The following is a 19,655-nucleotide window of genomic DNA, read 5'->3' as shown; positions in this document are numbered from 1 at the left end:
GTCGGTTCGCGAGGGCGGTGGTCACGCGTTCGTCGCGAGCTCACGCTCGCGGGCTCGCAAGCCGGCGGAGATGGACCCGACGATCTCGTCGGCTCTCACCGCGATGTTCGACAGCAGTGACGACGTGAGGCCGTGAGTGTCTTCCGTGCCCCCCTGCAGGTACACGCCTCCGTTGGTCGGGCGCGTGGTGCGGAGCCGATAGTCCCTCGACACCCGGGGGATCCCTGCGAGCGAGCGTGCGGAGTACAGGTCGCCGAGGAGACCTTCGAGCGGCATCGAGGTGAAACCCGTCGCATAGACCACGGCGTCGACCGTGAGGTCCTCGGTCTCGCCGGTCAGGCCGTTCTCGATGAGGACGGACACGCCGTCGGCGGTCTCTTCTGCCGCGCGGATGCTGCTTGCGCCGTGCATGAAGAGACGGCGCGACTCTCCTACTCGCTCGGCGTACTCGATCGCGTAGAGATGCTCGATGAGCGGCAGGTCCACCGCGGAGTAGTTCGTGCCGCGGTGGTAGGACAGCAGGCGTTCCTTCATGTCTGCGCTCCCGCAGTAGTACGCGTCGACCGCCTCGGCGTCGAAGATGCGATTGGCGTACGGGCTGTCGTCTGCGGGGGAGTAGCCGTATTTGCCGAACACCGCGTGAACGTGAGCGTCGGCGTAGCGCTGATGAAGGTGGTGGACGACTTCCGCCGCACTCTGACCCGCCCCCACGACGATGAACGCCTTGTGGGTGGGCTCCGGTAGCTCGGCCAGATTGCGCAGGAGCGAGTGATTGTGGAACTGTCGGGCGCTCGCGCGGACTCCGTGGGGGAGCTTTGCCGAGAGTCCGCCGGCCAGGACGACGTTGCGCGCGCGCAGGCAGCCCGCCTCCGCACCCTCCAGCAGCACCTCGAAGTGATCGGCGTGGTCGACGATCTTCGTCGCGCGGGTGCCGTATCGGACGTCGGCATCGACACGTTCTGCGGCCCACTGCAGGTACTTGTGGAACTCGATCCGCGTCGGGAAGAAAGTCTGATGGTTGATGAAGTGATGGAGGCGCCCGTTGTCCTGCAGGAACTTCAGGAAGCTGTACTCGCTGGCTGCATTGCGCTGAGTCACGAGGTCTTTGAGGAACGAGATCTGCATCGTCGTCCCCGGAAGCAGCATGTCCGGGTGCCAGGCGAACTCCGGCTTCATCTCGACGAACGTCGAGGTGATCGGCGTCTTGCCCGAAACGGAGTTGTGCTCCTCCAGCGCTATCGACAACCCGAGGTTCGACGGACCGAACCCAATGCCGACGATGTCGACGGTCTCGTCCAGCGCCCTGCTCCTCGGGGGCACTCCGGTCGGAATCCGTTCATCAGCCATCTCTCGCTCCTCTTCGTCAGTACTGCGAGACCATCGTAGTCAGGCTACCCTTACTTTGGTTAGGCTTGCTTTACTTAGGATCCCCTGGGTAGGCTGCCGATGCTTGTGGCGGCCCGCCAGCAGGCGGGGCTGTCGATGTCGGAGAGTGGGGCGCGGATGCGTGTGGTGATGTTCGGATACCAGGCGTGGGGCCATCGGACCCTGAGCGCATTGCTGGATTCGGAGCACAGCGTGGCGGGCGTCGTGACCCACCCCGCGAGCGCGCACGCATACGAGAAGATCTGGGCGGATTCCGTCGAGGATCTGGCCCGCGCCAACGACATCCCCGTGCACATCGCGCGCCGTCCTGACGCAGCGCTCGTCGCGCAGCTCTCCGAGTGGGCTCCGGAGATCATCGTCGCCAACAACTGGCGTACCTGGTTGCCGCCAGAGGTGTTCGACCTCCCCCCTCACGGGACGCTCAACGTGCACGACTCGCTACTGCCCGAGTTCGCCGGGTTCTCGCCTGTTCCCTGGGCGCTGATCAGCGGTGCGTCGCAGGTCGGGCTCACCGCGCATCGGATGGACGGCGGGCTCGATACCGGCGATATCGCCGTGCAGCGAGCGGTGCCGATCGGACCGGGTTCGACGGGCACGGGGCTCGTGAACGCGACGATCGACCTCATCCCCGAGGTCGTGCTGGACGCGTTGGCGAGCATCGAGGCCGGCACGGTCGTGTGGCGGCCGCAGGACCTTGCCCGACGAACGTTCTTCCACAAGCGGACGGATGTCGACAGCCTCATCGATTGGTCCTGGCCCGCCGAGGACATCGACCGTCTCGTCCGAGCGATGTCAGACCCTTACCCGAGTGCCCATACCTACTACCGCGGGGTGCGTGTCGAGATCACGGCCGCACATGTTTCTTCGTACCGGTACGGAGGAACGCCGGGTCGCATCTTCATCAAGGAAGACGACGGCATGGCCATCGTGGCGGGAGGCGATGCCTACCGCGGCGGCCGGCGTGCTCTGGTCCTCGACCGGGTCCGCACGCCCGACGGCATCGAACAGCGAGCGGCCGACTACTTCGCGAGCGGTGGCGGATATCTGAGTAGAGAGCCGTGACCCCGTCCGCTGTTCGCTCCGGGAAGGACATCGTCAGGCGCACGATCAGTCGGCACCGGGCCGATGTCGTGCTCGGCACCGTTCTGATCTGTCTGTATCAGCTGGGGGAGACGTCGGTCGCCGTCGTCATCGGTTTCCTCATCGACCGAGGAATCGCTCCGGGTCACGTGTCGGGCATCATCGGCGCGGTCTTATCGCTGGCACTCGTCTTCGTCGTCATCACCGCGTCCTACCAGGCAGGCATGCGGAGGCTCAACAGTGCGCTACAGGATGAGGCCCACCGCCTGCGCATGGAGGTCTCCGAGAAGGCACTGTCGCCGCATGGAATGCGTACCGACCTCTCTCGCGGCGAACTGCTCACCGTGTCCAGCACCGACGCGGAACAGGCGGCATGGTTTCTCGACTTGTTCCCGAGGATGATCGCGGCGGGAGTGGCGATCATCGCCACCGCGACAGCGCTCGTCGTCGTCGACATCACTCTCGGCAGCGTCATCCTCGTGGCGACGCCCTTGTTCTTCGTCCTCGCGCGCCTGGCTGCCCCCCTCATCACCGCCCGCGCAGTGCGGCAGCAGTCACGTCTCGCCCAAGCGACGGCACTTGCCGGCGATCTGATCTCCGGTCTCCGCTCCATCAAAGGCATCGGAGCCGAAACCGCTGCGTTCGGGCGCTATCGTTCCGCCAGTCAGCTGGCGCTCTCGGCGGCCATGTCGACGAACACGTCGATGGCGGTCCAGCGAGGGGTGACCGTGACCATGAGCGGGTTGGCCGCCGCCGCGATCGCCTCGACGGCGGGGTGGTATGCGTTGACGGGCCGCATCACGACCGGCGAGCTCGTCACCGTCGTCGGACTTGCGCAGTTCATCATCGAACCGCTGACCACGCTGTCCGGATTGCCTGCGGCCGCCGCGAAGGCACGCGGGTCGGCGGAACGCGTGGCGGAGGTCCTCACCGCCGTGCCCCTGCTCCCGAGAGGGTCAGCGCCCGTCGAGGGTCGGCCGCGTCTTAGGCTCGGAGCCGTTCACCACGGCTCTCTCGCTGGGCTCGATTTCGAGGCGCGCCCGGCCGAGATCACGGCGGTGTTCGCGCACGACTCCGCCGACGGCGTTGCCTTGGCGGCGATCCTGAGCGGACGCACGGCTCCCGAGGCCTACCACGGGACCGTGGAGATCTGCGGTGTCGCCCCCCACGCGGCGGCCGTCGATGCCTTGCGCCGACACCACGTCGCGGAGCCGCATGACGCGGACCTCTTCAGCGGCAGCATCCGGAGCAACGTCACCGCCGACGCCGAGACCGTCGACGAGGTGCGCTTGAGCGAGGCCCTCCGCGCTTCCGCCGCCGATCAGGTCGTCGTTCTCTTCCCGGCGGGCCTCGACCATCGGCTGACGGACCGTGGGCGCAATCTTTCCGGCGGCCAACGTCAACGCCTGGCGGTCGCCCGAGCCCTGTACTCCGCTGCGCCCGTGCTCGTCTTGCATGAGCCTTCCACGGCCGTCGACTCCGTCACGGAGCAGCGGATCGCCGAGGGCATCCGCGGACTTCGAGCCGTCGATGACGCGGCTCCTCGGGTGACCGTGGTGATCACCGGGTCGCCGGCTCTGCTGGCGATGGCCGATCGAGTCGTCGTTCTCCGGAACGGTCGGGTCGCTGCGGCAGGCAGACACCGGGACCTCCTCGAGAAGGACCCCCAGTACGCCGCGGCGGTGAGGAGATGATCGGCTCCGTGCCCGACGCTCTTCCTGTCGCGAGCCACCACGACTCCCTCCGGTGGCTCGCGACGAGAATCACGAGACATCCCGTTCTGGTGGCGGCGGCGGTCGCCGCGGGATCTCTCGCCGCGGTCGCCGCTGTTCTCCCCGTCTATGCGATGGGGTGGCTCATCGATGCCGCGGTCGACGGGCGACCGGTCTCGAGCGTGGTTCCGCTCGTCGCACTCCTCGCGACCGCGGCCGTGGCCGCCGGATCCCTCACGGGCGTGAGTGCCTCCGTCATCGGCCGGCTCGGCGAGACCATCGTCGCGACGCTGCGCGAAAGTGCCCTGCGTCGCGTGCTCGACCTCCCCTTTCGGATCGTCGAGGACGCAGGCCGAGGCGACGTGCTCTCTCGCATCGGCGACGACATCACCCGGATCACCCGCGCGAGCGGAGAGGTGATCCCCGCCGTGCTGAACGCCAGTCTCTTGATCGGCGTCTCCCTCGTCTCCTTGTTCGGAGTCGACTACCGGTTGGGCCTGGCGGGTCTGCTGACTCTTCCGCTGTACGCGTGGGCCCTGCGGTGGTACCTGCCGCGCAGTGCCCCGTTGTACGCCGAGGAACGCGCCGCCGCTGGCGCGCGCACCGAAGCGCTTGCCTCCAGCCTCTATGGCGTAGAGACCGTGCACGCCTACCAGATGCAGTCGGCGAGGATCGAGGACATTCGCCAGGAATCGGAGCGTGTGAAAGCGCTCTCGATATCCGTGTTCCGGTTGCTGATGCGGTTCGTGGGCCGCGAGAACCTCGCCGAATTCTGCGGAATGGCCGTGCTCTTCGTGATCGGGTTTGCGCTGTACACGAACGATGCCGTGAGCATCGGCGCGGTCACGACGGCGGTCTTGGTGTTCCATCGCCTCTTCACTCCGCTCGGCACTGTTCTCTTCCTGTTCGACGAGCTGCAATCGGCAGGAGCATCGCTGAATAGATTGGTGGGAGTCGTGGGGATGCCGATAGCCGACCGTCCGCCACTCGCGTCGCCCTCTGACGGGAGCGTGACCGTCGACCGCGTGCGGTTCGCCTATCGGCCAGGCGAGGACGTGCTTCACGACGTCTCCTTCACGATTCCGTCGGGGACGAGACTGGCTCTGGTCGGCGCATCCGGTGCGGGGAAGACCACCGCCGCGCTCGTCGCCGCAGGCGCCATCGAACCGGACTCGGGCTGTGTCCGATGGGGCGGCGTCCGGCTCACGGACGTCGGAACCGACGCTCTGCGCTCGAAGATCGCCGTCATCAGCCAGGACGTGCACGTGGTGTCGGGGCCCCTCATCGACGACCTTCGTCTCGCCGACGCCGGCGCTAGCGACGACGCGGTCTGGAGCGCTCTCGCGACAGTCGACGCGGACGAGTGGGTGCGCGCCTTGCCTGCGGGACTGCACACCCGGGTCGGCGGGCACGATCATCGACTGACGACAGTGCAGCACCAGCAGATCGCGCTGGCCCGGCTGGTGCTCATGGACCCCGATGTGGCGATCCTTGACGAGGCGACGGCGGAGGCGGGCAGCTCCGGCGCCGCCGCCCTCGAACGGTCCGCGCTCGCGGCGACCAAGGGCCGGACGACGCTCATCGTCGCGCATCGACTGTCCCAAGCCGCGGCAGCCGACGCCGTTGCGGTCATGGCGTCGGGCCGGATCGTGGAGATCGGCACCCATGAGGAACTGATCGCCTCAGGGGGGATCTATGCACGCCAGTGGAACGCGTGGCGAGGAGGTGGAGGGCCGTCCGATGCCGCACAGGACGTCCCCCCTTGACGTCCGAACGCCACGACCCAGGGTGCTCGCCGAGAAGACCTGCCCTGACCGGCGGACGACCACATCGCCCCATGATCCCGAATTCACGAAACAGAGGTAGCAACGACATGAAGTCCGGAATGAAGACGAGCAAGCATTTTCTCACGGTGCTGTGTCTGGCGACGATTGCACTCGCGCAGACGGCGTGCTCCGCCGAGACCACGCCTGACGCCGCGAGCTCGTCCGCCAGCGGCGCGCCGTTCACCTACACGGATGCCCGCGGTGAGACCGTCGATCTCGACACGACACCGACGAAGATCGTCATGAGCGAACAGGCCGCCGCCGCGCTCATCCCCTACGGGATCCGTCCGGTCGGTGTCTGGGGATCGAGTGCGCCCGAGGCCAGTGGCGTCTTGGCCGGGCTCGATCTCACCGGAATCGAGACGCTCGGGGTCACCTACGGGGACGTCAACGTCGACAAGCTCGTCTCGCTCGAGCCCGAGCTCGTGATCACCGGGTGGTATGCGGGCGACTATCTCGGAGGGCTGGGCGCGACGGACGCGGAAGTGTCGACGCAGATCGCCGCCGTCGCGCCGATGATCACCGTTTCCGCGCAGAAGAGCGCATCGGCCTCGCTCGACGATTGGCGCGCCCTCGCGCAGAAGCTCGGCGCCGATGTCGATTCGGGCAGCATCGCTGACGAGAAGGCCGGCTACGACAAGGCCGTCGCCGCATTCCGGGAGGCGACGTCGAAGCGCCCCGGTGTCACCGCCTACGCCGTCGCGCCATCCACCCTCTTCTACGTGGCGATTCCCGGCGAGTTCGCCGAGCTCCTCGATTACGCCGACTGGGGCCTCGACGTTCGCAAGTCCTCCGTTGCGAAGGACGAGACATCAGGCTCGTTCAGCCCGGTGAGCTGGGAGAACGCCGGCGACTACCAGTCCGATCTGCTGCTCTACGACACTCGTGCATGGACGACGCCTCTGGCCCAGGTCGAGGCGGAGCACCCGACCGTCGGCACCCTGACGGCCGTCGCTGGAGGCCACGTCGCCGACTGGACGACGGACGCCACCTTCAATTACGCGAGCTACACCGGGCAGATCGAGCGCGTCACCGCCGCCCTCGACAAGCTGCCGGCGAACGGATGACGCCCATTCCGTCTCCCGGGCGACGTCGGGAACGGGGAACGCCATGAGCCTGGCCGGTCTGGGCTCGTCGGCGCCCCCTCGGCCAGCTCACGTTCCGGTGGAGCCGCGAAACGCTCAGCGTTTCGCGGCCTCCGCCATCGACGTGCTGCTCCCCGTCGCGCTCGCCGGGATGGTCGTGGTGCTGCTGCTCTCCCTGCCCGACGAGGGCGGGTTCTGGCGAACGGATCGGCTCGCCGTCGGCGCCGTCGGCGTGGTCCTGATCGCCGGGCTGATCCTCCTCAACGCGACGAGGCGGCGGCGCGGACAGAGCCTGGGGATGGCAGCGGCCGGGCTCCTCGAGGCGCCCGGATACGGGGTGCGCTCTGTCGCGGAGCTGCGGCGCGCGAAGGTCGATGTCGGAGCGCTCCTCACCCGTCCCCGCCACCCCTGGCGGACTGTCTCGGTCCTCGTGCTGATCGTCATCGGGCTCGGACTGATCGCGATCGCGGTGGGCGTCAGGAACGTGACGCTGTCGGAGGTGGTGCACGCGCTCGTCTCCCCCTCGCTCGCCACCTATAACGATCTGGTGATCCGGGAGCGCGTCCCTCGCGCTGTGATGGCCGTCATGGCGGGCCTGGCGCTCGGGACCGCGGGGGCGGTCATCCAGGGGCAGACTCGCAATCCGCTTGCCGACCCCGACCTGATGGGCATCACGCGCGGCGCGACGGTGGCGGCGGTCCTCGCGATCTCGCTGGGGCTGACGACACCGGCGGGATACACGGTGTTCGCGCTCGTGGGCGCCCTGCTCGTCACCGCGCTCGTGATCGTCCTGGCCGAGGTCGTCGGGCCGACCCTGATCGGACTGCCGCTGGTGGGGGCCGCGGTGTCGTCGGTGCTGGGCAGCGCCACAGCGATCGTTCTGCTCCTCGACCAGACGGTCCTGCAGTCGTTTCGCGCGTGGATGATCGGTGGGCTGTCGGACAGTCCCCTCGAGGCGAACGTGATCCCGCTCTCGGCCGTCGGGGTGGGGCTCGTCATGGCCGTGCTGGTCGCGCCCGCCCTGAACGCGCTGAGCCTCGGCAACGATGTCGCGACATCGCTGGGCAGTGACGTGCGGCGCGCGCGTGTCGGGGGGCTTCTCGCGGTCGGCATCCTCGTCGGCGGGGCGACGGCGATGTGCGGTCCGATCGCCTTCCTCGGGCTCATCGCGCCGCATACCGCGAGAGTCCTCGTCGGCTCCGACTACCGCGTTCTGCTTCCCGCTTCGGCGCTGATCGGCGCCGCCGCACTCTTGTGTGCCGATGTCGGAGGACGCCTCATCGCCCGCCCCGGTGAGATCCCGGCCGGTGTTGTCTTCCTCGTGATCGGAGCACCGCTGTTCATCGCGTTGGCTCGAGGGAAGTCGGCGAGGGCATGACTCCTGGAATGCTCCTTGTGCGTGCCGGCGGCTTCTCGCTGCGATGGCGGACACGACCGATGGTCGTCTTCGCCGCGCTGGTGGTCCTCGCGGTTGTCCTGTTCGGAGTGTCGATCAGCGTGGGGAGCACGTGGCTGTCTCCGATCAGGGTGGCGGAGGTCCTCGGCGGAGGAGGTGGCCAGGCCGTGCGCTATCAGGTGCTCGCCCTGAGGCTTCCACGCGCCGTCATCGGTGCGGGCGCCGGTGCGGCCCTAGCGATCTCGGGGGCACTGCTGCAGTCGGCCGTCCGTAACCCGCTGGCGAGCCCAGACATCCTCGGCATCACGAGCGGCGCGAGCGCCGGAGCCGCGAGCGTCTACATCCTCGGCTGGCGTGTTTTCGACGCGCCGTTGACGATCTCGTTGCCGCTGGCAGCGGTGCTCGGTGGATCGCTGGCGGCCGCCCTGGTGTTCGCGATCTCGCGCGGCTCCACCGGAGGGATCCGGCTGATTCTCGTCGGCATCGGAGTCAACGCCGCTCTCGTGGGCGTCCTCCAGGGACTCCTTGTTTTCGGCGGGACCTACGACGTCATGCAGGCGCAGGTGTGGCTGACGGGCGATCTGTCGTCTCACACGGACCGTCTTCTCCCGTTGCTCACGGCCCTCGTCCTCACGGCGCTCGCTGCAGCGGCAATGTCTCGTTCGGTGAGGGCCATGCAGCTCGGGGAGGAGGTGGCGCACGGCATCGGCGTTGCTGTCGATCGCACCTTCGTCGCACTGCTCGTCGTCTCGGTCGTCGCAGCATCGGTCGCCGTCAGTGCTGCGGGCCCCCTGGGCTTCGTCGCCCTCGCGTCGCCGCAGGTGGCGCGTCTCCTCACCCGCGAGACCGGCGCGCCTCTCGGCAGCTCGGCGGCGTGCGGCGCGGTTCTGGTGCTGGCTGCCGATCTGGCGGCGCGCACGCTGTTCTCGAGTGCCGTGTCTGTCGGGCTCCTCACCGCGATGGTGGGCGGACCGATGTTGATCGTTCTCATGCTGAGGCGAGTGAGGAGTCAGGTATGAAGGACTCGAAGGCACTGACGGTGGAGGCAGCAGGCCTTCGGGTCGGGTATGCCGGTCGTGAGGTCCTGAACGGGATCGACCTTGCGCTTCGTCCGGCCGCGGTCACGGCGATCGTCGGTCCCAACGGCAGCGGGAAGTCGACTCTGCTACGCACCCTGTCCCGCCTGCTGACCCCGACCGCGGGTGCTGTGAGCCTGGGGGGAAAGTCTCTCTCCGAGATGAGGATGCGCGAGCTGGCAACGAGGGTGTCTTTCCTGCCTCAATCGCCTACTGCGCCGGAGGGGATGACCGTCCGCGAACTCGTCTCTCGCGGTCGGCACCCGCATCAGTCCCTGTTTCGGCAGTGGAGCGCCGACGACGAGAGCACAGTGAACGCCGCTCTAGACCTGACGGGACTCGGCGACCTGGCCGACCGCGACGTCCAGACGCTCTCGGGCGGTCAACGACAGCGGGCGTGGATCGCGCTCAGCCTCGCGCAGGATACCGAGGTCCTGCTCCTGGATGAGCCCACGACCTATCTGGACATCGCTCATTCCGTCGAGGTCCTCGATCTCCTCGATCACCTCTGCGTCGACCTCGGTCGAACCATCGTGATGGTGATCCACGACCTCAACCTTGCCGCCCGCTACGCGGACGAACTCGTCGTCGTCCATGAGGGCACCATCGCGGCGCAAGGCCCGCCGGGCGACGTGATCACTGAACACCTGCTCAGGACTGTCTTCGGGCTGACTGCGCAGGTCATCCCCGATCCCGTCTCCGGATGCCCGCTCATCCTCCCCATCGGCCGGCGTCGGTCTTCGATGCCGGATCCCTCCCCTTTATCTCACCGAGGAGAAACAGATGTCCACTAATCCATTCGATGATGAGACCGGAAAGTTCTTCGTTCTGATGAATGCCGAAGAGCAGTATTCGCTCTGGCCGACTTTTGCGCCTGTCCCGGAGGGGTGGCACGAGGTCTACGGCGGCGAGGACGGCGATGATCGCGCCGCTTGCTTGGCGTTCGTCGAGGAGCACTGGACGGATCTGAGGCCCAAGAGCCTTCGCGAGGCGGCTCGGACGTCGATCAGGCCCTGATGTCGCGGCAGCGGCAGGCGGAACGATGCCGCGGTGCCCCCAAGAGAAGGCGAGGCCGCCCGAGGGGACGTGCTCCCATCCGTCTTCAGATCGGAGCATCGCCCCTCGGGCGGCACCCACCTCGACGGAGGACTACATTCCGTCGCTCAGCATCGCCTGCACGAGCTTGGTGTGGCGTTCGAAGTTGAGCTCGTTGTACTCGTTCGAGTAGTTCAGGCCGTAGGGCCACATGTGACGGCCGCCGCAGTTGATGACGGCGGTGGGGCCGTCCCAGGTGCGCAGCAGCGACAGGGCGGAGTTCCAGCCGTTGTTGGCGCAGTTCTGGTCGAACACGGCGGCCGTGCCGACGCCGACGGTGTGCGACATCTCGTGGAGCGCGACACCCTCCTGCATGAAGCCGCGGTTGGCGCCGAAGCGCATGTAGCCGGAGATCGTCGCGTCGGCGGTCTCCACCCAGGGCGCGTACGACACCGTGAGGTGGCGGTAGATGTTGTTGAGGCGGTTGTACCGGGCGACAGCGCGGTCCATCGCGTCAGTGATGCGCGCGTAGGCGTCCAGCTCGTCGGCCGACGGGTTCGCCGAGCGCTCGAGGGTATAGGTGATCTTCTCGATCGTCGGGTCGGACAAGCGCCAGCGCTGGATCTTCGAGCTGTCGCAGGTGTTCTGCTGCACGAAGCCGCCGTCGACCTGCGCGGAGTCCTTGTTCTCGAGGCAGAGGTTGCTGTAACGGTTGCGGATCTCGCTCTGGCCGCCACCTACATCGGTGATCTGCCACTGCTGGACGTCGCCGCCCCAGCAGGTCCACTGGCGCACCTCCGCGCCGGGGTTCGTCGCGAAGTTGTAGTCGTCGAGGCAGAGATTGCTGAGCGTGTTCTTGATCTCGGCGTAGCCGGTGCCCAGGTCACGGACCGACCAGCGCTGGTTGCTCGCTTCGGTGCAGCTCCACTGCCGCACCTCCGCGCCAGGCTGGGTGTTGAAGCCGTAATCGTCGAGACACATGCTGCTGTGCGCATTACGGATCTCCTGCGCGGTGCCGGTGCCGACCGGCGCTACTGGAGCGGCCTGCGCGGGTGCGCTCAGGCCGAGCACGGTGAAGCCGAGTATGGCCGCCGTCGCGAGGGTGCTGAGCGCCCTCTTCTTCGTTCTGGACATCGTTGTCCGGGACATCAATTCACCTTTCACTGGAAAAGAGGCACGGGGAAGTGCCTGGAAGGGGTAAGCAACGTTGCTTCGAACCGGTTCGATTGAGAGTAGGTCTCGGCGGCCCCATAGGACAAGCGGCAGGTGAAAGATTTAGCAGAAGCCGTCCAGCACTGACCGTGTTCGGGGCTGGCTTCCGGCGCAGACGGATCGCCGTGACGCCGCCGCAAGGCGCGCGAGCTGATCGCTCCAGCATGCTTGCGGTGTCCGCACACGATTTGCTGAGAACATGCCCGCCGCGCGCACGGCTGCTGCTCGCCCAGCATCGAGCCGCCCTGCAGGCGCGCCATAGCGGTCGGCCCTAGCGTCGCTCGACGTGACCGACTCCGCTCCCCTTCCGCGCTGGTGGCGCGAACCCTGGGGGGCGAGGATCGGGCTCGTCGCCATCCTCGTCGCCTTCGCTGTGCTCTCGGGCTGGAATCTCGCGAAGGGCGGCGATCCCGCGTTCTACGCCTCGGCGGCGCGTTCGATGTCCGAATCGTGGCGAGCGCTGGTGTTCGGCGCGTTCGATCCTTCAGCGACTGTGACACTCGACAAGCTGAGCGGGTTCGCGGTGCCCCAGGCGCTCAGCGTGCGCCTGTTCGGAATGTCGACCTCCTCGCTCGCCCTGCCGCAGCTGATCGAGGGAGTGGTCACCGTCGCCGCGTGCTCGGTGCTCGGGCTCCGCTGGGGCGGTCGGGGCGTCGGCCTGCTGGCGGCCGGCGCAGCGGCGAGCACGCCGATCTTCGTGTCGATGTTCGGGCACCCGATGGAGGACGGGCTGCTCACGATGTCCCTCGCCGTGGCGCTCGTGTGGTGGCAGCGGGCGCTCCTGTCCGCACGCTGGTGGCCCCTTCTGCTCGCGGGGCTGTTCATCGGGATCGGCTTCCAGGCGAAGATGATGCAGGCCTGGTTCGTGGTCCCGGCGCTCGTCGTCGGCACGCTCGTCGCGGTCGGGGGGCGGAGGCGCGCGCTGTCGTGGGCAGGCGGGCTCGTCGCGGTGGCGGTGGCGTGTTCGCTAGCGTGGATGGTCGCGATCCAAGCCGTTCCCGCCTCCGTCAGGCCTGCCATCGACGGCTCGACCGATGACAATGTGTTCGCGATGGTGTTCGGCTACAACGGAGCGGATCGCCTGATCGCGGGGGCGATACCGGGATCGGTGGTCGCATCGGTGCACGGAGCCGGGTCAGCGGGACTCTCGCCGGCGAAACTCCTCCTCGCGCAGTATGCGACGCAGGTGGGTTGGCTGTACCCGGCGGCCATCGCAGGGATCGTGCTGGGTGCACGACGGTGGTGGCCCCGTCGGCGATCGGCGGAGGGAAGGGTGTCGTTCGCGATGCTGCTCGCTCTGGTGGTCTGGCTGGGCTGCGCGGCGACGGTGCTCTCGCTGGCGAGCGTGCCGCACACGGCCTATGTGGCGGCGATCGGGGTGCAGCTCGCGCTTCTCGCGGCGTTCGGCTGGGCGGAGGCGGTGCGGCTGCTGGGATCGGCCAGGGTGTGGGCGCGTGCGGTGCTGCCGTTGGTGCTCGTCGTGCAGTCGGCGTGGAGTGCGCGCCTTGCGCAGGTCGGTCTGCTGCCGACAGTGCTGGCGGTACCGTCCGCGGTGCTCGTGGGGGTAGGGGTAGTGGCTTTGGTGGTCGTCGCCGTGCGAGGAAGGGGCGTGCGCGTTCGGGGTGCGGGTGTGGTGGCCGCGGTGGTGCTGCTCGTGGGCCCGGTGGCGTTCAGCGTGCAGGCGCTCGACTCGGCGCGCGACGGTTCGGGAGGCGACGCGCGGGTCGGTGCGTCGCCACTGCCGAGCGACGCGGTCGCATCCGCGACCTTCCCCGTCGGGCCGCCGGACGCGTGGGGTGGGCACGGCTCGTTGACCGCCGTGGAGACGCAGCTCGTCGCGGCGGCACGCGCGGCGGGCGGGGGAGCCGGCGGCGCACCGCTGTTCCTCACCGACTCCTGGGCGATCTCGGCGCCGATCATCTCGGAGACAGGGGCGAACGTGCTCACCGATGGCGGGTTCTCCGGGCAGGTGCAGGTCTTCGGCCGTGCGGAGATCGCCACGATGATCGCGTCGGCGCGGACGCGCCTCCTGGTCGTCGCGAGCACTGCGGGGCCGAACGACCCCGTGCGACGGGCGACCGGGGCGAGCGGCTGCAGGCAGCTGCAGTCGTGGTGGTCGAAGGGAGAGACGGGCGGGGAGGAGCACGACTCCGACGAGCGCGACGCCGCCGAGGCGGCGTTCACCCTGTGGCGCTGCGGTTGAGTGTCAGAGGGCGTGCCGCACCTCGTCGACCCTCCGCCTATCCTGGAGGGCGATGACCAGCTCCCGCGCCGAGGCCGCCTACCTGCGCTCGCTCGGCGCGTTCAGGACCCCGACCCTCGATCTGCTGCACGGGCGCCACGCGCCTTTCGTGGTCGCGACGCTCTCGCTCGTGTTCACGGTCGACCGGCAGACGGTGGCGGTGTCGGATGCGCACGCCGAGGTCGCCGAGATCCTCGAAGAGTTGCGCTCCGCCGGCTATGGCGAGGGAGAGCGGAGCCTGCCGCGCGGCGGCGCCCGCGAGATCTGCCGCTCCTGGGTACGCGTGGGCTGGCTGGTTCCCCAGATCGACGGCGACGCGGAGGTCTACCGACTGAGCGCGCACGCGGTGAGCGCCCTCGAGATCACCGGGCGCACGGGAGGCGGGCGCACGCGGGTGTCCAGCTCGCGGGTGCGCACTCTCCTCGATGCGGTGGGCCGCTTGGCGGCGGACGTCGAGACCGATCCTGCCGCGCGCCTCGCGCGTCTCGTGGAGGAGCGGGACCGGCTCGACGCCGAGATCGCCCGGCTCGGGGAGAGCGGCGAGCCCGAGCCGGTCGACGACGAGCAGCTGCTCGAGGAGGCGGAGAACGTCGTGCACTTGGCGCGTGAGCTGCCCGCCGACTTCGCCCGGGTGGCCGAGTCGATCAAGGCGATGCAGCGCGACGTGGTGGCCGAGCTGCGCCGCGACGTACGACCGACCGGGGAGGTGCTGCGCGAGTACCTCGAGCGGGGTCAGCACGTGATGCAGTCGACCAGCGAGGGACGCGCGTTCGCGGGCGCCCTGCGCCTCCTCGGCGACCCCGAGCGCATCGACACGCTCACCGAGCAGTTGCACGCGGTGCTCGTGCAGCCGTTCTCTCGCCTCATGGACGCGACGCAGCGGGCCGAGCTGAGCGCCATCGGGCGCCGAGTCGAGCTGGGGGTGCAGGAGGTGCTCACCGCCCAGCGGCGCGCCTCCCACGTGATCACCGGGCAGGTGCGCACGCATGACCCCGCCCGCGATCGACAGGTGGACGAGCTGTTGCGCGACGTGATGGCGGGACTGCAGGAGTGGACGGCCGGAGCGGAGGTCGACGCGCCGGTGGAGCCGCTGCGTCACCTCCCCGTCGCGGCGATCGGTGCCTTGCGGCGCACCCTCGGCGACGTCCGCCCGGCCAGCGCACCTGCCGCGCTGAACGTCGCGGACGACGATGCCGAGTTCGTCGACGAGGACAGTCGTGCCTGGGGCGGTCCGCGCTACGCGGAACTCGAGGCCTACGTGGCGGGGCTCGGCGACGAGTTCGACCTGGCGGACGCGTTCAGCGCGGCGCCGGAGGACACGCGGCGGCCGGTCGATCTGCTCGGCCTGCTCGAGATCGCGCACCGGGCCGAGCTCCACGAAGGCGAGGGCTACTCCGTGGTCCGTGCCCACCGACCCGACGGGACGACGCGACGCTTCGCGTTCGCCTCCGTCACCGCCCGATTCGCCGAGGAGGCACACGATGAGTGACGTGCGAGAGGACGAGCCGTTCATCGCCCCGGTGGCGATGGAGGAAGACCCGGACGATCTCTTCCCCGGCGACCGCGGGGTTCTCGACCTCGACGTCCGCCGCGTGCTGGTGCACGTGCTCCAGCGCCGTTTCCTCCTCGCCGAGCGCCATCGCGAGCACTGGGCAGTGCTACTCGACCACCGGCAGCTCATCGAGTCCCGGCTCAACGAGCTGTTCGTGCGCCTGATCGTCGACCACGATCGTGGCGTCGCCTACAAAGAGCAGGTGCGCTCCGACGAGCTCGACATGCCGGTACTGCTGCGCGACCTGCCGTACTCCCGGGCCGAGACGCTCGTGCTCGTCCACCTCCGCGCGGTGCACCAGCGCGAGTCGGCGGCAGGCGAGCCCTCGGCGCGGGTGGACGTCGAAGACGTCGAGCAGACCGTGTTGAGCTACTTCGCGGAGGCGGAGCGCGACACCGCGCGCAGGCAGAGGATGATCCGCAAGGCGCTCGAGCGGCTCGGGCGCGACGGCATCGTCGAGGAGGAGTCGACGGGACGCTACCGGATCAGCCCGCTCGTCGAGATCGTCCTGAGCGCCGAGAAGCTCCGGGAACTCCGTGACTGGCTGCGCTCGGGCGGCGAGGGGGAAGCAGGCGGACGAGAGCTCGCCGCCGAGGCGAGCGACTCTCTCTCCGAAGACCTCGCCGTGGAGGACACCGACCCCGCCGACCCCGACAGCCAGGAGCGCCCATGACGATGCTCGACACTCTCTTCGGGCTCATCCCCGCCGCCTCGCGCGGGCAGCAGTGGCTTGCCGAGGATCTGCAACTGGTCAACTGGGGCGGATACGACGGCGCCCACCGGGTGCGCTTCTCGCCCGGAGCGACGCTGCTCTGCGGAGGCTCGGGCTCGGGGAAGTCCACGCTGATGGACGCATACATCGCGCTGATGATGCCGCACACGACCCCCTTCAACGGCGCGTCGAACGGAGGAGTGACGGGCCGCCCACGGGGGGAGGACCAGCGCAACATCCTCTCGTACGCGCGCGGCAAGCTCGACGAGTCGCGTACGGATGAGGGCACGGCGATCCGGGTGCTGCGCGGCGACGGCACCGACACCTGGACCGCCGTGGCGATGACCTGGGTCGACCACGACGGCTCCCGCTTCTCGGCGGTGCGGGCCTGGTACGTCCCAGCCGGTGCCCGTGTGCTCGACGACACGGTGCGCGTGCGCGCGAGCGTCGAGGGATCGGTCGACCTCGGTGCCCTCGAGGCCGCGGCGGCGCTGCGCTTCTCCGACGCCTCGCTCCGGTCCGCTGGCCTCGATCCGCTGGCGACGGACCGCGAGTTCTCGGCGCGTCTGCACGCGGTGCTCGGCATCGGGGCGGCGGGAGCGGGCGCGAAGGCGATGAGCCTGCTGGCCCGCATCCAGGCAGGCCAGCAGATCACGACGGTCGATGACCTCTACAAGCGCTTGGTGTTGGAGGAGCCAGAGACTCTCGCCACCGCCGACGCCGTCGTCGCCCACTTCGACGAGCTCGAGAGCACCCGCACGCGCATGATGACCGCACGGCAGCAAGTGGCCGCGCTCGAGCCGCTGCGCGATCTGCGGGTGCGGCTGGCCGCCTCCGCCGAGCGCCTGCGGCTGATCGATGCCCTCGGCGACGTCGACGCCCCCTCCTCGCCCGCGGCGATCTGGCGGGCGGAGCAGCGGCTCGGGCTCTTGCGCGACGTGGAGGCGGAGCTGCGCGAGCGCTCGCGGGCGACCGACACGATCCTGCGCGAGCGACGGGCGCTCGCCGAGGCGGCCGAGGCTGAGCGCGACGCTCTGGTGGACGTGCTGCGCCTCTCGGGAGGCGAGCGGCTCGAGACGGCGCAGCGCGAACTCCGCGACGTCGAGCGGAGGCTCGCCACGGTGCGTCAGAACCGCGCCCGACTCGACGAGGACCTGCGTGCGCTCGGCCACGACGAGACCACCCGCACGGGCTTCGAGGCCGTGCTGGCGCGTGCCTCCGACGCCGGGGGAGCGAGCGACGCGAAGCGCGACGCCCGCGCCGCATGGTCGGATGCGGTCGCGGAACGGAAGGCGGCGGAGCACGATCTCGCCGAGCTGGAGGCCGAGTCGCGCCGCGCCTCCACGAGCGGCGGCAGTATCCCGCGTGGGCTGCACGAGGCGCGCGAACGGGCCGCCGAGGCCGCTGGCCTCGCCATCGAGGACGTACCGTTCGTCGGCGAGCTGGTCGACGTGCGCACCGAGTTCGAACCGTGGCGGGAGGCGTTCACCCTCGCCCTCGGCGGTTTCGCGACGACGCTGATGATCGATGTCTCCCATCTCGAACGCTTCCGGGACGCGATCGACGTGGTGCGGCTGCCGACGCGCCTCCGCTACGAGGGTGTGCACACGGGCCTCGAGCCGCGCGCGGGGCTCGACCCGCGCACACTGCCGGGCCGGCTCGACTATCGCGCCACACCCTTCACCGGCTGGCTGCAGGAGCGACTCGTCGACCGTTTCGGCTTCGTCTGCGTCGATCGTCCGGGCGAGCTCGGTCGACACCGCATCGCACTCACCCTCGCCGGGCAGCTCTCGCAGGGGCAGCGCGGCGCCCACGGCGGGCACGGCGCGGCCACCGTCCTGGGCTTCTCGAACGCGCGGAGGCTGCGCGATCTCGGCGAGCAGCTCGAGCGGGCCCGTGGCCGTCGTGAGGCGGCCATGAAGGCGGCGCACGACGCGGAGGCGGCGCTCGACGCGCTCGACGACCACCTCGTGCGACTCGGCCGGATCGTCGAGGTGAGCTGGGAGAGCGTCGACGTCGATGCCGTGCTCGCCGAGCGCGATCGCTGGCTCGCCGTCCAGGCCGAGGTGTCGGCCGCGAATCCCGAGGTCTCTCGTCTGCAGGGGCAGATCGCCGAGCTGCGCCTCCGCGCCGAGCGGTTGCGCGACGAGATCGCACGGACGGGAGTCGACCGAGAGCGAAGCGAGGAGCAGTGGGCAGCGATCGTCGACGACGTCGACGCGAGCCAGGAGACGCTCGACGCCGCAGAGCGGGCCGGACGGGAGCTCGCGGACGACCAGCGCGCCTTCCTCGACGCCCGTTTCGCGCTGACCGACGCCGCCTCCTCGGGGAGCGCCGCGGCTGTGCTCGTGCGCTTCGACGCGGCGCTCGCGACCGGCGCCCAGCGCCTGGCCGAGGAGCGTCGCACGGCCGCGGAGTCGCGCGAGGAGCAGCGCGAGAGCGTCGCCCGGATCATGACCGCGTTCCTCGACCGCTGGCCGAACCCGAATCTCCTGGTCGACCCCGATGCCTCCCTCGATGACTTCGAGCGCCTCCTCGAGGCGCTCGAGACGAGCGGTCTGCACCGGCTCGAGGCGGAGTGGCGCGACAGCCTGCTCACGCTCTCGGGCAACGACCTCACCAATCTGGACTCGACCCTGAGCCGCTCGCTCCGCGAGATCCGAGAGCGCATCGAACCGATCAACGTGATCATGCAGGATCTTCCGTTCTCGGACGACGCGCACCGGCTCCAGATCACGACGCGCGAGAACCAGTCGGAGGTGCGAAGGAGGTTCCGTCGCGAGCTCCGCGAGGTGCGGGCGCAGATCGAGGCGGCGTCGACCGAGGAGGAGCGCGAGCAGGTGTACCGCCGAATGGCGCGCTTGATCGGCCGGATGCGTCGCACGGCTCCCGACTTCGGCGACCTCGTGGATGTGCGCAACCACGTGCGGGTGAGCGCCGAGCGGGTCGACGCGGCCACTCGGCAGCACGTCGCCCTCTACGACCACATCGGCGAGAAGTCCGGCGGTGAGTCGCAGGAGCTGATCGCCTTCATCGTCGGCGCTGCGCTGCGCTACCAGCTCGGCGACGCCGGGGCCGACCGTCCGCGCTACGCCCCGGTCTTCATGGACGAAGCGCTGATCAAGGCCGACGCGCACTTCACCAAGCGCGCGATCGGCGCATGGCGAGGCCTCGGCTTCCAGCTGGTGATCGGCGCTCCGAACGACAAGTACAGCGCGATCGAGCCGCACGTCGAGGTCGAATACGACATCCTTAAAGACACCCGTGGCCGCTCGTGGGCGAGGCTCAAGGTGGGGCTGCCCGAGGAGGCGTGAGGGGCGGGTCGAGAGGCTCGACCCGCC

14 protein-coding genes are annotated in these 19,655 nt (G+C 69.2%); 12 read left to right on the top strand and 2 right to left on the bottom strand.

Translation table 11 applies throughout. The annotated features are described in order from the left end of the window. Positions 1–21: 21 nt before the first annotated feature. Entirely contained in the window at positions 22–1,347 is a 1,326-nt protein-coding gene (locus ITJ45_RS08665) for a lysine N(6)-hydroxylase/L-ornithine N(5)-oxygenase family protein (protein ID WP_194607811.1), read from the bottom strand. A 99-nt stretch (positions 1,348–1,446) separates the two neighbouring features. On the opposite strand from ITJ45_RS08665, the gene ITJ45_RS08660 reads away from it, so the two are divergent. From ITJ45_RS08660 to ITJ45_RS08625, 8 genes are all read left to right on the top strand, one after another. After that, a complete protein-coding gene (locus ITJ45_RS08660; RefSeq protein ID WP_228493600.1) occupies positions 1,447–2,448 on the top strand; it encodes a methionyl-tRNA formyltransferase in 1,002 nt (333 codons plus the stop codon). Next, positions 2,445–4,160: an ABC transporter ATP-binding protein gene (locus tag ITJ45_RS08655; RefSeq protein ID WP_323742872.1), complete on the top strand. Its 1,716-nt coding sequence runs from the start codon at positions 2,445–2,447 to the stop codon at positions 4,158–4,160. Before ITJ45_RS08660 ends, ITJ45_RS08655 begins: the two co-directional genes overlap by 4 nt. After that, positions 4,157–5,944: an ABC transporter ATP-binding protein gene (locus ITJ45_RS08650; RefSeq protein WP_194607812.1), complete on the top strand. Its 1,788-nt coding sequence runs from the start codon at positions 4,157–4,159 to the stop codon at positions 5,942–5,944. The genes ITJ45_RS08655 and ITJ45_RS08650 overlap by 4 nt, the downstream gene beginning before the upstream one ends. Positions 5,945–6,051: 107 nt before the next feature. Further along, positions 6,052–7,071 carry an ABC transporter substrate-binding protein gene (locus ITJ45_RS08645; RefSeq protein ID WP_194607813.1) on the top strand — a complete coding sequence of 340 codons (1,020 nt, stop codon included), beginning with the start codon at positions 6,052–6,054 and terminating at the stop codon, positions 7,069–7,071. A 97-nt stretch (positions 7,072–7,168) separates the two neighbouring features. After that, positions 7,169–8,467 (top strand): FecCD family ABC transporter permease, encoded by a 1,299-nt coding sequence (locus tag ITJ45_RS08640; protein WP_194607814.1) that lies wholly within the window; start codon positions 7,169–7,171, stop codon positions 8,465–8,467. An 8-nt stretch (positions 8,468–8,475) separates the two neighbouring features. Continuing rightward, positions 8,476–9,504, top strand: a complete 1,029-nt coding sequence (locus tag ITJ45_RS08635) for a FecCD family ABC transporter permease (protein WP_194607815.1) — start codon at positions 8,476–8,478, stop codon at positions 9,502–9,504. Further along, the gene (locus ITJ45_RS08630; RefSeq protein ID WP_194607816.1) at positions 9,501–10,355 is read left to right on the top strand and encodes an ABC transporter ATP-binding protein; all 855 of its coding nucleotides are present in this window, start codon (positions 9,501–9,503) and stop codon (positions 10,353–10,355) included. The genes ITJ45_RS08635 and ITJ45_RS08630 overlap by 4 nt, the downstream gene beginning before the upstream one ends. Then, positions 10,345–10,578, top strand: a complete 234-nt coding sequence (locus ITJ45_RS08625; RefSeq protein WP_194607817.1) for an MbtH family protein — start codon at positions 10,345–10,347, stop codon at positions 10,576–10,578. The genes ITJ45_RS08630 and ITJ45_RS08625 overlap by 11 nt, the downstream gene beginning before the upstream one ends. A gap of 132 nt (positions 10,579–10,710) precedes the next feature. On the opposite strand, the gene ITJ45_RS08620 is transcribed toward ITJ45_RS08625, so the two are convergent. Further along, complete coding sequence (locus ITJ45_RS08620; RefSeq protein WP_194607818.1) at positions 10,711–11,730, bottom strand: RICIN domain-containing protein; 1,020 nt, start codon at positions 11,728–11,730, stop codon at positions 10,711–10,713. Between the two features lie 364 nt (positions 11,731–12,094). Here ITJ45_RS08620 and ITJ45_RS08615 point away from each other — a divergent pair, with 364 nt between their 5' ends. Genes ITJ45_RS08615 through ITJ45_RS08600 form a run of 4 tightly spaced genes read left to right on the top strand, consistent with a single transcriptional unit; the run spans position 12,095 to position 19,628 of the window. Continuing rightward, positions 12,095–14,011: an ArnT family glycosyltransferase gene (locus tag ITJ45_RS08615; RefSeq protein WP_194607819.1), complete on the top strand. Its 1,917-nt coding sequence runs from the start codon at positions 12,095–12,097 to the stop codon at positions 14,009–14,011. 52 nt (positions 14,012–14,063) lie between these two features. Further along, positions 14,064–15,539 carry a DUF3375 domain-containing protein gene (locus ITJ45_RS08610; protein ID WP_194607820.1) on the top strand — a complete coding sequence of 492 codons (1,476 nt, stop codon included), beginning with the start codon at positions 14,064–14,066 and terminating at the stop codon, positions 15,537–15,539. Further along, positions 15,532–16,275: a DUF4194 domain-containing protein gene (locus ITJ45_RS08605; protein WP_194607821.1), complete on the top strand. Its 744-nt coding sequence runs from the start codon at positions 15,532–15,534 to the stop codon at positions 16,273–16,275. Before ITJ45_RS08610 ends, ITJ45_RS08605 begins: the two co-directional genes overlap by 8 nt. Next, the gene (locus tag ITJ45_RS08600; protein ID WP_194607822.1) at positions 16,272–19,628 is read left to right on the top strand and encodes an ATP-binding protein; all 3,357 of its coding nucleotides are present in this window, start codon (positions 16,272–16,274) and stop codon (positions 19,626–19,628) included. The genes ITJ45_RS08605 and ITJ45_RS08600 overlap by 4 nt, the downstream gene beginning before the upstream one ends. Positions 19,629–19,655 lie beyond the last annotated feature (27 nt).

Origin of the sequence: Rathayibacter sp. VKM Ac-2879 (assembly GCF_015351245.1) — a bacterium.
Lineage (GTDB): Bacteria > Actinomycetota > Actinomycetes > Actinomycetales > Microbacteriaceae > Rathayibacter.
This window is presented reverse-complemented; position numbering and strand designations above follow the sequence as displayed.